The 14,213-nt window shown below is 72.7% G+C and carries 12 protein-coding genes and 1 pseudogene; 7 read left to right on the top strand and 6 right to left on the bottom strand.

The features are described from left to right. Positions 1 to 14: 14 nt before the first annotated feature. The gene (locus BFF78_RS08810) at positions 15 to 1,808 is read right to left on the bottom strand and encodes a thiamine pyrophosphate-requiring protein (RefSeq protein ID WP_069777780.1); all 1,794 of its coding nucleotides are present in this window, start codon (positions 1,806 to 1,808) and stop codon (positions 15 to 17) included. Positions 1,809 to 2,834: 1,026 nt separating this feature from the next. On the opposite strand from BFF78_RS08810, the gene BFF78_RS49680 reads away from it, so the two are divergent. The 3 genes from BFF78_RS49680 (at position 2,835) to BFF78_RS08795 (ending at position 5,600) form a co-directional block, all read left to right on the top strand. Beyond that, complete coding sequence (locus BFF78_RS49680; RefSeq protein WP_335755316.1) at positions 2,835 to 2,993, top strand: hypothetical protein; 159 nt, start codon at positions 2,835 to 2,837, stop codon at positions 2,991 to 2,993. 217 nt (positions 2,994 to 3,210) lie between these two features. Continuing rightward, on the top strand, positions 3,211 to 4,467 hold the full coding sequence (locus BFF78_RS08800) for an aminotransferase class I/II-fold pyridoxal phosphate-dependent enzyme (RefSeq protein WP_069777778.1): 1,257 nt from the start codon (positions 3,211 to 3,213) through the stop codon (positions 4,465 to 4,467). Beyond that, complete coding sequence (locus BFF78_RS08795) at positions 4,464 to 5,600, top strand: MBL fold metallo-hydrolase (protein WP_069777777.1); 1,137 nt, start codon at positions 4,464 to 4,466, stop codon at positions 5,598 to 5,600. The genes BFF78_RS08800 and BFF78_RS08795 overlap by 4 nt, the downstream gene beginning before the upstream one ends. Before the next feature lie 21 nt (positions 5,601 to 5,621). Here BFF78_RS08795 and BFF78_RS08790 read toward each other — a convergent pair whose 3' ends face one another. After that, positions 5,622 to 6,227 (bottom strand): DedA family protein, encoded by a 606-nt coding sequence (locus BFF78_RS08790; RefSeq protein ID WP_418346629.1) that lies wholly within the window; start codon positions 6,225 to 6,227, stop codon positions 5,622 to 5,624. Further along, positions 6,224 to 6,997: an MBL fold metallo-hydrolase gene (locus BFF78_RS08785; RefSeq protein ID WP_069783469.1), complete on the bottom strand. Its 774-nt coding sequence runs from the start codon at positions 6,995 to 6,997 to the stop codon at positions 6,224 to 6,226. The genes BFF78_RS08790 and BFF78_RS08785 overlap by 4 nt, the downstream gene beginning before the upstream one ends. Positions 6,998 to 7,081: 84 nt before the next feature. On the opposite strand from BFF78_RS08785, the gene BFF78_RS08780 reads away from it, so the two are divergent. Further along, a complete protein-coding gene (locus BFF78_RS08780) occupies positions 7,082 to 7,513 on the top strand; it encodes a hypothetical protein (protein ID WP_069777776.1) in 432 nt (143 codons plus the stop codon). A gap of 27 nt (positions 7,514 to 7,540) precedes the next feature. On the opposite strand, the gene BFF78_RS08775 is transcribed toward BFF78_RS08780, so the two are convergent. Both BFF78_RS08775 and BFF78_RS08770 read right to left on the bottom strand, forming a co-directional pair. Further along, the gene (locus tag BFF78_RS08775; protein WP_069777775.1) at positions 7,541 to 7,933 is read right to left on the bottom strand and encodes a hypothetical protein; all 393 of its coding nucleotides are present in this window, start codon (positions 7,931 to 7,933) and stop codon (positions 7,541 to 7,543) included. Next, complete coding sequence (locus BFF78_RS08770; protein WP_227026128.1) at positions 7,933 to 9,666, bottom strand: DUF4132 domain-containing protein; 1,734 nt, start codon at positions 9,664 to 9,666, stop codon at positions 7,933 to 7,935. The genes BFF78_RS08775 and BFF78_RS08770 overlap by 1 nt, the downstream gene beginning before the upstream one ends. Before the next feature lie 381 nt (positions 9,667 to 10,047). On the opposite strand from BFF78_RS08770, the pseudogene BFF78_RS08765 reads away from it, so the two are divergent. From BFF78_RS08765 to dnaK, 3 genes and pseudogenes are all read left to right on the top strand, one after another. Next, positions 10,048 to 10,794: pseudogene (locus tag BFF78_RS08765) on the top strand (vWA domain-containing protein); the annotation flags it as partial. Positions 10,795 to 10,885: 91 nt separating this feature from the next. Continuing rightward, a complete protein-coding gene (locus BFF78_RS08760; RefSeq protein ID WP_069777773.1) occupies positions 10,886 to 11,311 on the top strand; it encodes an OsmC family protein in 426 nt (141 codons plus the stop codon). Between the two features lie 137 nt (positions 11,312 to 11,448). Continuing rightward, positions 11,449 to 13,353: a molecular chaperone DnaK gene (gene dnaK / locus BFF78_RS08755; protein ID WP_069777772.1), complete on the top strand. Its 1,905-nt coding sequence runs from the start codon at positions 11,449 to 11,451 to the stop codon at positions 13,351 to 13,353. Positions 13,354 to 13,386: 33 nt separating this feature from the next. Here the strand turns inward: dnaK and BFF78_RS08750 are convergent, their stop codons facing one another. Beyond that, positions 13,387 to 14,196 (bottom strand): SAM-dependent methyltransferase, encoded by an 810-nt coding sequence (locus BFF78_RS08750; RefSeq protein ID WP_069777771.1) that lies wholly within the window; start codon positions 14,194 to 14,196, stop codon positions 13,387 to 13,389. Positions 14,197 to 14,213 lie beyond the last annotated feature (17 nt).

Genomic DNA, 14,213 nt, shown 5'->3' with positions numbered 1-14,213 from the left:
GCTTCCTCCGGGGGCTACTTCCTGTCCCTGCCGGGCAGGAACTCCTGCATCTTCGCCTTCAGGCCCTGCTTGATCACCGAGCCCCGGTCGGCGTCGCCCTTCAGGATCGACGCGGCCGTCGCCTCCATCTGCTCCCACGTCGCGTGCGGCGGGATCGGCGGTACGGCGGGGTCGGTGAGGAACTCGATCACACATGGCCGGTCGGCCTCCAGGGCCGCCCGCCAGCCCGACTCCACGTCCTCGGGCTTCTCCACCCGGATCCCGGTCAGACCCAGCGAGCGGGCGAACGCCGCGTACTGCACGTCCGGGATCTCCTGCGAGGGCAGGAACGACGGGGCGCCCTCCATGGCCCGCATCTCCCACGTCACCTGGTTCAGGTCCTGGTTGTTCCACACCCCCACCACCAGCCGCGGATCCGACCAGCGGTCCCGGTACTTCGCCGCCGTGATCATCTCCGCCAGGCCGTTCATCTGCATCGCGCCATCGCCGACCAGCGCGACCACCGGCCGGTCCGGATGCGCGAACTTCGCACCGATCGCGTACGGCACACCCGCCCCCATCGTCGCCAGCGTCCCCGACAGCGAACCGCGCATGCCCGGCCGCATCGTGATGTGCCGCGCGTACCAGTTGGCCACCGAACCGGAGTCGGAGGTCAGGATCGCGTCCTGCGGCAGCAGCGGATCCAGCGCCCGCGCCACGTACTCCGGATTGATCGGATCGGCCGCGAGGCCCGCCCGCCGGTCCATCGTCTCGTGCCAGCGCTTCACGTTGGCGCACACCAGGTCGTGCCACTCGCGCCCCTGGTCGCCGCGCAGCAGCGGGATCAGCCGGCGCAGCGTCGCCTGCGCGTCACCGACGAGATTCACCTCGTACGGGTAGCGCATGCCGATCATGTGCGCGTCGATGTCGATCTGCACCCCTCGCGCCTTGCCGAAGTCCGGCATGAACTGCGTGTACGGGAACGACGAGCCGATCGTCAGCAGCGTGTCGCAGTCCCGCATCAGCTCGTACGACGGCCGGCTGCCCAGCAGCCCGATCGGCCCGGTCACGTACGGCAGCTCGTCACTGAGCACGTCCTTGCCGAGCAGCGCCTTCGCCACGCCCGCACCGAGCAGCTCGACGATCTCCTGCACCTCCGCCACCGCACCGGCCGCGCCCTGCCCGACGAGGATCGCCACCTTGTCGCCCTCGTTCAGCACGTCCGCCGCCCGGCGCAGCGCCTCGTCGGTGGGGGTCGCCGTGTAGTCGCTCATGCCCAGGCTGGAGGGCACCATCTTGAACTCGTGCGTCGGCGGCGAGTAGTCCAGTTCCTGCACGTCACCGGGGATGATCAGGGCGGTCGGGCAGCCCCGGGCGCAGGCCGTGCGGATGGCCCGGTCCAGCACGTTCGGCAGCTGCTCGGGCACCGTCACCGTCTCCACGAAGTCCGAGGCGACGTCCTTGTACAGCGTGTGCAGATCGACTTCCTGCTGGTAGGAGCCGCCCATCGCGCTCCGGTTGGTCTGGCCGACGATCGCCAGCACCGGCACATGGTCGAGCTTGGCGTCGTACAGACCGTTCAGCAGATGAATCGCGCCCGGACCCGAGGTCGCCGCGCACACCCCGATACGGCCGCTGAACTTCGCGTAGCCGACCGCCTCGAAGGCGGACATCTCCTCGTGCCGGGACTGGATGAACCGCGGCTGGTCCTCGGCACGGCCCCATGCGGCGAGCAGCCCGTTGATGCCGTCGCCGGGATAGCCGAAGACCTGATCCACCCCCCAGGCGCGCAGGCGCTCGAGGATGTGGTCGGAGACCTGGGTGCTCACGGAGGGACCTCCCCGGTGCGGTGCGAACGGACTGTCCGTTCACGATTGGGTCAGCGCCTACCGAGTCACCGGCACAGAGCACGGAAAACCTCGGAAACGTCCCCGCCGCCCCGCGCACAGCCGTGACGCCCGGTGTCCGTCACCCGGCCGGCCGTCCCTGTCCCGCGAATGGGGCCCGGCCGCGCGCGCCGCGGCGCCGGGCGGGCTGTGATGGCAGCGAGGGCACGCCCCGTGCCCCGTACCCGCGACGCCGCCGGACCGTGTCACCGCACCGCCGTACCGGTGCCCGATGCGGTGCCGTACCGGTGTCCGGCGTACCCAACGACTGACCGATCGTCCCGCCGTGCCTGCCTAGGAGCTCGTCCCATGCGCCGCACCGCCCGTGCCCTGTCCGTCGCCTTCGCCGCGGGAGCCGCGCTGGTCCTGACCGGGCCCGCCGCGTCCGCCGCCGACACCGTCCCCGGCATACCGTCCCCGACCCGTACCGTCGCCCCGTACGACATCCCCGGCCCGTGTGCGGCGCCGTATCAGTGCGGCGAGTCCCACGACACACTCACCCCGTGCCGGGACGGCAAGCCCTGCCAGGACGGCGGAGGGTGGGGCGGTGTGGGTTCGGGCGGTGTGGGTTCGGCTGGTGTGGGTTCGGGCGGTGTGGGTTCGGCTGGTGTGGGTTCGGCTGGTGTGGGTTCGGGCGGTGTGGGTTCGGCGGGTGTAGGTCCGGGTGGCGTGGGTTCGGCTGGTGTGGGTTCGGGCGGTGTGGGTTCGGCGGGTGTAGGTCCGGGTGGCATGGGTTCGGCTGGTGTGGGTCCGGGCGGTGCGGGTCGGGACGGTGTGGGTTCGGCTGGTGTAGGTCCGGGCGGTGTGGGTCCGAGTGGCGTGGGTCCGAGTGGGGCGGGCTGCAAGTCGGGGGAGCCCTGCCAGGACGGCCGAGGCTGCAGGGCAGGGGAGTCGTGCTCCGACGGCCACGGCTGCGACGGGCCCGGCGACCGGCGGGACCACGACACCGATGGATGCGACCCGGCCACCGTGCAGCACGGAGTCGAGGCCGGGGCGGGAGGCAGCTTCACCGACTCGGTCCCGGCCCTCGCCGCCGGCTCCGCCCTCATGGCCGCGGCCTGCGCGGGAGCCGGGTACCGGCTGTACGGCCGACGGCGCGCCGCGGGAGGCCGGCCCACGGACGTGTGACCGCGGAAACGTCCCCCATGGAGAGCCGCCCGGCGGGTACACACCCTCACGAGAACACCGCCGAGCGGCAGCCACACCGACCGACACCACAGACCACGGCCGACACCGACCGAAAGCACGGGCAGCGACCGGCACGACAGCTCACGACACCACAGTCCGCCCCGGCCAACCGGCCCGGACCGGCGGCACACGGCACCAGGACGGCGCGGAGGCGGACATGCGGCGGACGGAACCCGAGGGTCACGGCCCCGTCCGCTACGGCCCGGCTCTGCCCGGCGACGGCCTGCCCGTGCTCCCCGAACTCACCGCCGTAATCGCCGCCGCCGCGGGCCGCGCCGACGCCCAGCCCGTCGGCGGCGCCCCCGCCCTCCTCGAAGCGGCCTGCGGCTACTGGACCCGGCGCGGCCTGCCGACCGCCCCCGACCAGGTGGCCGCAGGCCCCGGTGCCCCCGCCCTGCTGCTCGCCCTCACCGCCGCACTCGCTTCGGACGGCGCCGACATCCTCGTACCCCGCCCCTGCGCCGCCTGGTGGGCACCGTACGCCCGGGTGCTCGGCCGGCCCGCCTACCACGTGCCCACCCCCGCCGAGAGCGGCGGCGTCCCCGACCCCTACGCCCTGCTGGAGACCGTACGCCGGGTCCGCGCCGAGGGCGGCGACCCCCGACTGCTCGTGCTGTCCGTCGCCGACGACCCCACCGCCACCGTCGCCCCACCGGAACTGCTGCACGAGACCGTCGAGGCCGCCACCGCCGAAGGCCTGCACCTGGTCAGCGACGAGACCTGGCGCGACACCCTGCACGACCCCCACGACACCGTCCTGCTCAGCCCCGCCGAGATGCGCCCCGACCAGGTCACCGTCGTCACGGACCTCGCCGGATCCCTGCTGCCGCCCGGCTGGCCCGCCGCCGTCGCCCGCTTCCCCGCCACCGAACCGGGACGGCACCTCCACGCGCGCGTGCTCGACATCCTCACCGGGCTCGGCGCCGCCGTCGCCGCACCTATCGCCGCCGCGGCCGGCTACGCCCTCGACGAACCCCCGCCCGTCACCGAACGCCGCGAGGCCGCCGTACGGCTGCACGCGCGCGTGGCCGCCGCCGCGCACGCCGCCGTCGTCGCCGGCGGCGGTCTCGCCCGCCCCCCGCAGGCCGGCCGCCACCTGTACGCCGACCTCGGCCCGCTGCGCGAACCCCTCGCCGCACAAGGTGTCGGCGACGCCCAGGAGTTGGAGGACCTCCTCACCGCCCGGCTCGGCATGCCCGCACCCGGCGGCCACCGCTTCGGCGACGACCTCGGGGCGCTGCGCGTACGACTCGCCACGGGCCCCCTGCTGGGCGCCACGGACGAGGAACGCGCGGAATGTCTCACCTCACCCGCACCGTTGGAACTGCCACACCTGCAACGCGCGTTGATCTCCTTGACGTCGGTCCTCGACGACCTCCGCGACGACGCTCAGCGATGGGAGCCTCCTCGATGACGCAGCAGACGCATGAGCCCAGGACGCATGAGAACGAGACGCACGAGCCCAGGACGCACGAACCCGAGACCCACGAGCGCGGATCGGCCACGACGACCACGACGACCGCACCGACTCGCGACACCGGCACCCCGGCCCCCCGGGCGCCTGCTTTCCCCCCGCTGGCAGAGCCCCGCCCCCTCGGCGAACACCGCGTGTGGCCCCGCACCTTCCACGACCGGCTCACCGCCCCCCTGCCCGGCCTCAAGGCCCTCGCCCGCTTCGCCCGCGAAGGCGCCGTACGCCCGGGCGCCGAAGGCCTCGCCGACCTGCCCCGGCTCCCCTGCGCACCCGCCCCGCTGCCCCGCGTCGACACCCGCACCCTGGCCGTCAGCTGGGCCGGGCACGCCAGCTGGGTCGTCCGTATCGGCGGCCTGACCGTCCTCACCGACCCGGTCTGGTCCCGCCGCATCCTCGGCACCCCGGCCCGCATCACCCCCGTCGGCCTCCCCTGGGACGCCCTGCCCCCCGTCGACGCAGTCGTCATCAGCCACAACCACTACGACCACCTCGACGCCCCCACCCTGCGCCGGCTCCCGCGGGACACCCCGGTGTTCGTACCGGCCGGCCTCGGCCGATGGTTCCGCCGCCGCCGCTTCACCCGTGTCACCGAGCTGGACTGGTGGGAGGGCGCCGAACTGTCCGGCGTCCGCTTCGACTTCGTCCCCGCCCACCACTGGTCCAAGCGCACCCTCACCGACACCTGTCACAGCCTCTGGGGCGGCTGGGTCCTCACCGACGCCGACGGACAGCGCCTCTACTTCGCCGGCGACACCGGCTACGGCCACTGGTTCTCCCGCATCGGCCGCCGCTACCCCGGCATCGACCTCGCCCTCATGCCCATCGGCGCCTACGACCCCCGCTGGTGGCTCAGCGACGTCCACTGCGACCCCGAGGAAGCGGTCCAGGCCACCCTCGACGTCGGCGCCCGCCGCATGGCCCCCATGCACTGGGGCACCTTCATCCTCTCGGCGGAGCCGGTCCTGGAACCCCTCACGAGGGTGCGGGCGGCCTGGGAGAAGGCCGGACTGGAGCGAGAGGACCTGTGGGATCTTCCGGTCGGTGCTTCAAGAGTGCTGGAGTGCGTTTCCTAGGGGCACGGAGGTGAAACGGCGCTACCGAAACCGCCGCACCACACTCGGCGACACGCTGATCAACACGGTCAGCGCAACCGCCACCACGACCCCCTCCCACGGCTCCGGGAACAGTGAACCCCCCAGAACACCGATCACTTGATAGGTGGCCGCCCAGGCCAGACACGCGGGCAGATTCCCGCGGGCGAACCGCCTGAGCGGCCACTCCGCCATCAGACAGGCCAACATCACCGGAATACGACCGGCCGGCACCAGACGCGACAACACCAGCACCGCAACGCCGTGCTCGGCCAGCTTCCCCCGCGCCCGCGCGGCACGCTCCTGCGGCGCCCGGGCCCGTATCGCCTCCAGCCACCGCGACCCGTTCCGCGACCGCATCCCGCGCCGCCCGAGCCAGTACAGCGCCGCATCCCCCAGGAACGCCGCCAGTGACGCCGTGACGAACACCAGAGCCGACGAGAACGGCGCCGTCTGATGGAACGCCACCACCGCGGCCGAACTCACCAGCGCCCCGATCAGCACCAGCAGGAACAACGACGGATAACCGATCGCCTGCTGCGTCGACTCCGGCGGCACCGTCGACGTGGCGGCCGCGGCCGGCACCGCCACCGAGGCGAGCCATCTCACCGCGCGACCTCCAGCCGCACACTCTCGCCGTGCCCCAGCTTGTGCACCGCCACCGCCGGCGCCGTCACGGCCGCCAGCCGCACGAACTCGTCCCCGGGCGCATGGAACTCGTGCGGCCGCACCGCCTCCATCCCGATCGGCCAGTACGTCCCGTAGTGCACCGGAACCGCCGCCCGCGGAGCCAGCCGCGCCAGCGCCCGCGCCGCCCGCGCCGCGTCCAGGTGCCCCGCACCGAGGTACGGCCCCCAGCCGCCCACCGGCAGCAACGCCACGTCCACCGGCCCGACCTGCTCGGCCATCGCGTCGAACAGCCCGGTGTCCCCGGCGAAATACGTCCGTGCCTCACCCTCCACGACATACCCGAGCGCCGGCGAACGGCGCGGTCCGACGGGCAGCCGCCGCCCGTCGTGCAACGCCGGCACCGCCCGCACCAGCAGCTCACCGATCCGCACCGCGTCCCCGGGCGCCACCTCCGTCAGCCGCACCTGCCGCAGACGGCGCAGACCCGGCACCGCCCGTGGTGCGCCCCGGGGCACCAGCAGGCGCGTGCCCGGAGCGAGGCACGCCAGCGAGGGCAGATGCAGATGGTCGGCGTGCAGATGCGAGACGAGGACCACGTCCGCGTGCCGGGCCTCGGCCGGTGGCACGGCACCCCGGCGCCGCCGCAGATGCGCCAGCCGGCGGGCGAACAGAGGATCGGTGAGCACCCGCGTGTTCGCATCCCACACCGTGCAGGTCGCGTGCCCCCACCAGGTGATCTCCACCGGCACCTGCTTCGCCTCCTTCACGCGACTCCCCGAAGCCTACGGGCAGGAGTAGGGTCTGCGGCGAAACCCGGAGGTGAGGGGGACGCCATGGGACAGCCGCGGGGTTCCTCCGACGTGCCCGCGCCGGTGCGGGTCATCGCCATCGCCAGCCTGACCCCGCTGGAGGAACTGGAAGCCGACCCCTTCCTCGTCGACTCCCGCAGCCAGCACGCGATGTGCGCCCGCTGGGCGGCCGAACGCGGATACGTCATCGCCCGCGAACTCCTCGTCGGCGGACTGCGCTTCGACCACGGCGCACTCTGGGACGGCGTCCGGCCCGGCGTGGACGTCTTCGTCGCGCCCAGCCTGCGTGTCCTGCGGCGCGCGCTGTCCTCGGTCGAGGCCTTCACCGCCGAATGCGCCCGCCGCGGCGTACGCGTGGAGACCGTCGGGCGGGCCGAGCCCTCCTACGACGCACAGATGAAAGCCCGCGTCCACCGCCGCCTGTCCATGCCGACGGCCGGCTACGACGGCCGCTAGGGTCGGCTCTGCCCGGATGCCGGTCCGTCAGCCACCGACGAGGGCGACGAGCTTGATGAAGACCAGGTCGGGATCGACGGTGAGATCCACGACTTCGTCCAGATCCTCGACCTGGCGATCGCCGGCCAGCACGAAGAACCCGTTGGCCATGAAGGAGCGCTCGGCGATCTCGGCCTGGCGCTCCCCGTCGATACGGCGGGGCTCGCGCAGAGGGTAGCCGTTCAGCTCCGTCTCGGCGTCGTCGGGGCGCACGAGGCCGTTGAACCGGCTGGAGGGACGGGCGTTGTGCCGGGCGACCTCCTCCTGGACCCGGCGCCTGATCAGCTCCCGCACGGTCATCCGCTCCGGCAGCCCGGCGACCTCCCACTCGGCGACCGGCCTGCCCGTCGCGGTCTCGTCCCGGAACGTCACGGTCGCCATCAGACACCTCGCTCGATCTGCGTGAGGATGGTCCTGTCGGTGATCTTCGTGTCGGCGGCGAGCAGGAACGCCTTGCTGAGGATGAGGGAGAGCCGGTCGTCCTCGAAGGGCAGGAACACCTTGCCGTTCCCCGGGCGCCGTGCCGGGACGACGCACAGGTAGCTGTCGTCCGGTTCCATCAGGATGTTGGCCGAGCCCAGGTGGATCCTGTACGTGCGCAGGTCCCCACGGACGATCAGGAAGCGGCCGTCGAGCGTGCACCGGCCGGCGATCTTCAGGCGCGGCAGGATCCGTTCCAGGGCGTCGCGGCGGACCTGTGCGCTCGTCGTCAGCTCGCCGAAGGTGGCCGTCCGCCAGTACGCGGCATGGCGGTCCGCGCCCCGGTCCGTCCAGTCGGGGTCGGCGGCGATCGAGGTCACACCCACGAACAGGTCCACGTCCCGCATCGCCTCGCTGAACACCAGCGGGGGCACCTCGGCCAGCCGGACCTCCCGCCAGCGCCGACCGTCCCGCCGCTCGAAGCGGACCTGGTCGGTCGCGGCGTACCGGGGCACGTAGTCCCGGTCGTCTTCCTCGGCGGGTTCGTGGTGGAAGCAGGCCCGCCACTCGCCGTCGCCGAACTCGGCGCGCGCCCGGCCGTCGTAGCCGCCGTCGTAGCGGCCGAGGAAGTCGGCCTGCCAGCCGCGCTCCTTGAACAGCGCGTACAGGCATCGGTAGTGCACGATGTGGGCGGCGAACCGGTTGGAGTAGACGCCGGTCTCCTCCTCCGCCGCAGTGAGCAGGTATATCTCGCGGAAAGCCTGTTTGAACGGCTGCCGCAGCCCCTCCGCGAGGATCCGCGCCCGCCAGGTGCCGACCTCGTCCACCGTCGCCCGGACCGGATGCCACAACCGGACGCGCCGGGGCGCACCGGAGGGTTCGGCCGCCGGTGCCGCCGCCCGCCACGCGCCGTCCGCTCCCTGGAACTCCCAGATGAGCCCGCGGACGAGGACGCCGGTGACCGGGTGGTCGCGGTAGTGACGGCGCCATTCGTCGTACGGCCACTCGCGCCCCGCCGACATCAGCCCTTCCACGCGGGCCCGCTCGCCCGACAACGTGCCCCGTACCGACTTGGCCAGGGCCTTCAACTCGGCGAGTTCGCCGGGGAATCCGTCCTTCACAGGCGCCGGGGCGGTACGGGAGGTGCGCCCGTCGGGTCCGGTGAAAGTGAGCCGTACGGTGAGCGCGTCCTCGATCGCCAGCCGCGCCCGGTATCCGCCCAGTGTGCGTTCCAGCGAGCCGTCCGGCGCCAGGCCGTGGGCGGGCACGCTGCGCTCGACGAGCTGCCCCGCGGTGATGCCCTGCCGTGCGGCGGCGGTCACCAGGGCGGTGCCGAGCTGCTTGCGCAGGGCCCGTTGCCGGATCCGGGACCGCAGCAGCCACAGTGCCTCAAGAGCGGCCGGATCGTCGACCTCGGCCAGGGCGTTGATCGTCGCGCCCGCGAGCTTGAGGTCCTCGATCACTTCTCTGCCGGGGCCGCCGGTGCGCAGGGCGAGCGCGTCGAGGTACGGCACCGCGGCCGGGCCGGCGGTCAGCGCGGCCGCCCAGACGATGCCGCGTGCCAGGTCCGCGTCGTTCTGGTGGACGACGTAGTGGTGATGGAAGTCGCCGGGGAGCCAGCCGGTGTGGGGGCCGTTCGCCCTGCTGCACAGCGGCTCGCCCTCGGCCAGCGCGCGCAGGCCCTCTGCCACCATGTCCCGCCCGGACACCGCGTCCACGAGGGCCAGGCAGGTCCGCCGCCAGCGCCGCGCCGGACGCGGTCCGGACAGGCTCGCCAAGTGCCGTACGACGTCGGCGAGTTCGCGGGACGGCGCGGTGCTCGCGCGCTGGCGCAGAGCGGCGGCCCAGGGGGCGTGAGCGGGAATCAGCCCCTCGGGCACGTGCGCCTCGTCCGCGCTCGCGAGCAGTTCCCGGAGCCGCTCGGCGAGCGCTCCGCGCAGGCGCGCCTCGACACGGGAGTCCATGAGGCGCGCGTGGGCGTGCCGCAGCCAGGGGGCGACCGAACGGTAGCCGTCCGCGTCGAGTTGCCCGGCGGCGGTCAGCGCCGTGCCCAGTGCGCCGGCGAACAGTAGCCCCGCATCCGCCGCCTGGCCACCCTGCGCGGCAAGGGCACCGGCGACATCCTCGGTGCCCCGCTCGGGCCGCCCGGCACTCACGTCGACCTGGACGAGTTCTATCGGCGCGGCCTCAGCCGCGGCCTGGATCTGCACCAGGCGCAGGAGCGCGGCTTCCTGCCCGGCGGTCTCGTCGAGGAGATCCGCGCGCTCAGCCGGCCGCCGCTGCCCTGGGGCGCACAACTCGCCCGCTGGTTCGACGAGTTCGTGCCCCGCCCGGAGCCCGTACGGTCCTTCGCCCGCCCCGCCCGCCGCCAGGCGTCCACCCCGGACATCCCGCGTGCCGGCCGCTACTTCCCGCCGGAGGAGATCGCCCGCTGCACCTTCGGGGTGGTCCTCGACACCTCCGGCTCGATGAGCCGCACCCTGCTCGGCAAGGCGCTCGGCGCGATCGCCTCCTACGCCGAGGCCCGGGACGTGCCGGCCGCCCGCGTGGTGTTCTGCGACGCCGCCCCGCACGACGCCGGCTATCTGCCGGTCACGGAGATCGCGGGCCGGGTACGGGTGCACGGGCGCGGCGGTACGGTCCTGCAGCCCGGCATCGACCTGCTGCACCGGGCCGAGGACTTCCCGCCCGCCGCACCGGTGCTGGTGATCACCGACGGCTGGTGCGACGTGCTGCGGGTGCTCCGCGAGCACGCCTATCTGATCCCGCAGGGAGGTCACCTGCCGTTCACTCCGCGTGGCCCGGTCTTCAGGGTGCGATGAGCCCGGATGTGATCGGATAGGGGTACGGAAAACCCCGTAACGGGACCTTGCGTGCTTCACGTAACGGGACCCCACGCGAAAGGAACCAATCGTGGCCACCACGCGCACCGCTCACACCGTTTGGGAAGGCAACCTGCTCGAGGGCAACGGTGTCGTCACCTTCGACTCCTCCGGCATCGGCGAGCAGCCGGTCACGTGGGCCTCGCGCTCCCAGGACGCGAACGGCAGGACCAGCCCCGAGGAGCTGATCGCCGGCGCCCACTCCAGCTGCTTCTCCATGGCCCTCTCGCACGCCCTGGCCGGCGCCGGCACCCCGCCCACCCGGCTTCAGACCAAGGCCGACGTCACCTTCCAGCCCGGCGAGGGCATCACCGGCATCCACCTCACCGTGCGCGGCGAGGTGCCCGGCCTGGACGCGGAGGGCTTCGCCTCGGCCGCCGAGGACGCCAAGAAGAACTGCCCGGTCAGCCAGGCCCTGACCGGTACGACCATCACCCTGACGGCCGAGCTGGCCTGAGGCTCCTGCGGCCCCGGATGCCGCGTCCCGCTCGAGGGGCGCGGCATCGCCGTATCCGGACACCCCGCCATTGACAGCGCCGCGGGCACGGCTTGTGCTGGGAGTGCGGCAGGCGCCCGGGCGGAAGGGGACGGACCATGACACGTGCGGTCGGGATCGATCTCGGGACGACGAACTCGGTGGTGGCCGTCCTGGAGGGCGGCGAGCCCACCGTGGTCGCCAACGCGGAGGGCGCGCGCACCACGCCGTCCGTGGTGGCGTTCGCGAAGAACGGGGAGGTGCTGGTCGGCGAGGTCGCCAAACGGCAGGCCGTGACCAACGTGGAGCGCACGGCCCGCTCGGTGAAACGGCATATGGGAGACGCCGGCTGGCGCTTCCCGGAGCAGGGCTCGGTCGACGGCACCCGCTTGCGTGCGCAGGAGCTGTCCGCGCGGGTGCTGCAGAAACTGAAGCGCGACGCGGAGGCCTACCTCGGCGAGGACGTCACGGACGCGGTGATCACCGTGCCCGCGTACTTCGACGACGCCCAGCGGCAGGCCACCAAGGAGGCCGGCGAGATCGCGGGCCTGAAGGTGCTCAGGATCATCAACGAGCCGACCGCCGCCGCCCTCGCCTACGGCCTCGACCGCGGCGAGGAACAGACGGTCCTGGTCTTCGACCTCGGCGGCGGCACCTTCGACGTGTCCCTGCTGGAGATCGGCGACGGCGTCATCGAGGTCAAGGCCACCAACGGCGACACCCACCTCGGCGGCGACGACTGGGACCAGCGGATCGTCGAGCACCTGGTGAAGCGGTTCAAGGGGAACTACGGCATCGACCTGGGCGCCGACAAGATGGCCGTGCAGCGGCTGCGGGAGGCCGCCGAGAAGGCCAAGATCGAACTGTCGTCGTCCTCGGAGACCTCCATCAACCTGCCCTACATCACCGCCTCCGCCGAGGGCCCGCTGCACCTGGAGGAGAAGCTGACGCGGGCCCAGTTCCAGGAGCTGACCGCCGACTTGCTCGACCGGTGCAAGAAGCCCTTCCACCAGGCGGTCAAGGACGCCGGGATCCAGCTGTCCGCGATCGACCACGTCATCCTCGTCGGCGGCTCCACCCGGATGCCCGCCGTCACCGACCTGGTGCGCGACCTCACCGGCAAGGACCCGCACAAGGGCGTCAACCCCGACGAGGTCGTGGCCGTGGGCGCCGCCCTCCAGGCCGGTGTCCTGCGCGGCGACGTCAAGGACGTGCTGCTGCTGGACGTCACCCCGCTGTCCCTCGGTATCGAGACCAAGGGCGGCATCATGACCAAGCTGATCGAACGCAACACCACGATCCCCACCCGCCGTTCGGAGATCTTCACCACCGCCACCGACAACCAGCCCTCGGTCGGCATCCAGGTCTACCAGGGCGAACGCGAGATCGCCGCCTACAACAAGAAGCTCGGCGTCTTCGACCTCACCGGGCTGCCGCCCGCCCCGCGCGGCGTCCCGCAGATCGAGGTGGCCTTCGACATCGACGCCAACGGGATCATGCACGTCTCGGCGAAGGACCTGGCGACGGGCCGCGAGCAGAAGATGACCGTCACCGGCGGCTCCGCGCTCCCCAAGGACGACATCGACCGCATGATGCGGGAGGCCGAGCAGTACGCCGAGGAGGACCGCAAACGCCGCGAGGCCGCCGAGACGCGCAACCAGGCCGAGCAACTCGTCTACCAGACCGAGAAGTTTATCCGCGACAACCAGGACCGGGTGCCCGCCGACACGCGCGGCGAGGTCGAGTCGGCCGCCGCGGAGCTGAAGACCCTGCTCGACCGGAACGCCGACACCAGTGCCCTGCGCGCCGGGGTGGAGAGACTCGCCACGGTCAGCCAGAAGATGGGGCAGGCCATGTACGCGAACGCCTCCGCCACCGGCGGCGGCCCGGCCACGGAACAGGGCTCGGCCGCCGACGAGGAGGGAGTGGTCGACGCGGAGATCGTGGACGAGGACAGGGACAAGGACAGGGACAAGGACAGGGACAAGGGCAGGGGCGGGGACACCGAGGGGGGTGCGGCCTGACTCCGGGCGCTGCGGTCGTGGGGCCCTCGCGGGTCAGCGCTTGACCGCCACCCCTGCGTACACCGGCACGATCCCCTCCGCCTGGGACGCCACGTCCTGCGGTTCCGGTCGCCAGCCGTGCACCGGGATGACGCCCGGGCCCAGCAGTTCGAGACCGGTGAAGAAGCGGGAGAACTCGGGCAGCGTGCGCGGGTGGAAGGGCGTGCCGCTGCGGCGGAACAGTTCGGCGGCCCGGGTCACCGCCTCGGGGTTCAGATCGGGCGTGACCTGGGACAGGATCAGGAAGCTGCCCGGAGCCAGGCGCTTGACGTACGTCTCCAGCAGGCCGTACACATCGTCCTCGGCGTCCGACAGATAGTGGGTGAGCGCCACCAGGGACAGCGCGACGGGCCGGGCGAAGTCCAGCGACTCACCTGCCTGCCGCAGGATGGCGTCCGGGTCACGGACGTCGGCGTGGATGTAGTCCGTGCCGCCCTCGACGGAACCGCGCAGCAGCGCCTCGGCGTGCCGCAGCACGATCGGGTCGTTGTCCGCGTACACCACCCGGGACTCCGCGGCCACGCCCTGGGCCACCTGGTGCAGATTGGGCTCGGTCGGGATGCCGGTGCCGATGTCCAGGAACTGCCGTACCCCGGCCTCGGCCGCCGTACGGACGGCCCGCTGCATGAACCGGCGGTTGGCCCGCGCCCCGCGCACCGCCGTGCCGTCCACGGCGAGGATCTTTCTGGCCAGCTCCTCGTCCACCGGGTAGTTGTCCTTGCCGCCCAGCCACCAGTCGTACACCCGGGCGGGGTGCGGACGGCTGGTGTCGATCGGCACGGGCACGGCATCGGGTGTGGTCATACGGCTTGTTCCCCCTA

Source organism: Streptomyces fodineus, from assembly GCF_001735805.1.
Taxonomy (GTDB): Bacteria; Actinomycetota; Actinomycetes; order Streptomycetales; family Streptomycetaceae; genus Streptomyces; species Streptomyces fodineus.
This window is presented reverse-complemented; position numbering and strand designations above follow the sequence as displayed.

Excerpts from the sequence above, each read along its gene's own strand:
- BFF78_RS08800 (WP_069777778.1), top strand. The coding sequence starts at position 3,211 with ATGCGGCGGACGGAACCCGAGGGTCACGGCCCCGTCCGCTACGGCCCG.
- BFF78_RS08795 (WP_069777777.1), top strand. The coding sequence starts at position 4,464 with ATGACGCAGCAGACGCATGAGCCCAGGACGCATGAGAACGAGACGCAC.
- BFF78_RS08780 (WP_069777776.1), top strand. The coding sequence starts at position 7,082 with ATGGGACAGCCGCGGGGTTCCTCCGACGTGCCCGCGCCGGTGCGGGTC.
- BFF78_RS08775 (WP_069777775.1), bottom strand. The coding sequence starts at position 7,933 with ATGGCGACCGTGACGTTCCGGGACGAGACCGCGACGGGCAGGCCGGTC.
- BFF78_RS08770 (WP_227026128.1), bottom strand. The coding sequence starts at position 9,666 with ATGGTGGCAGAGGGCCTGCGCGCGCTGGCCGAGGGCGAGCCGCTGTGC.
- dnaK (WP_069777772.1), top strand. The coding sequence starts at position 11,449 with ATGACACGTGCGGTCGGGATCGATCTCGGGACGACGAACTCGGTGGTG.
- BFF78_RS08750 (WP_069777771.1), bottom strand. The coding sequence starts at position 14,196 with ATGACCACACCCGATGCCGTGCCCGTGCCGATCGACACCAGCCGTCCG.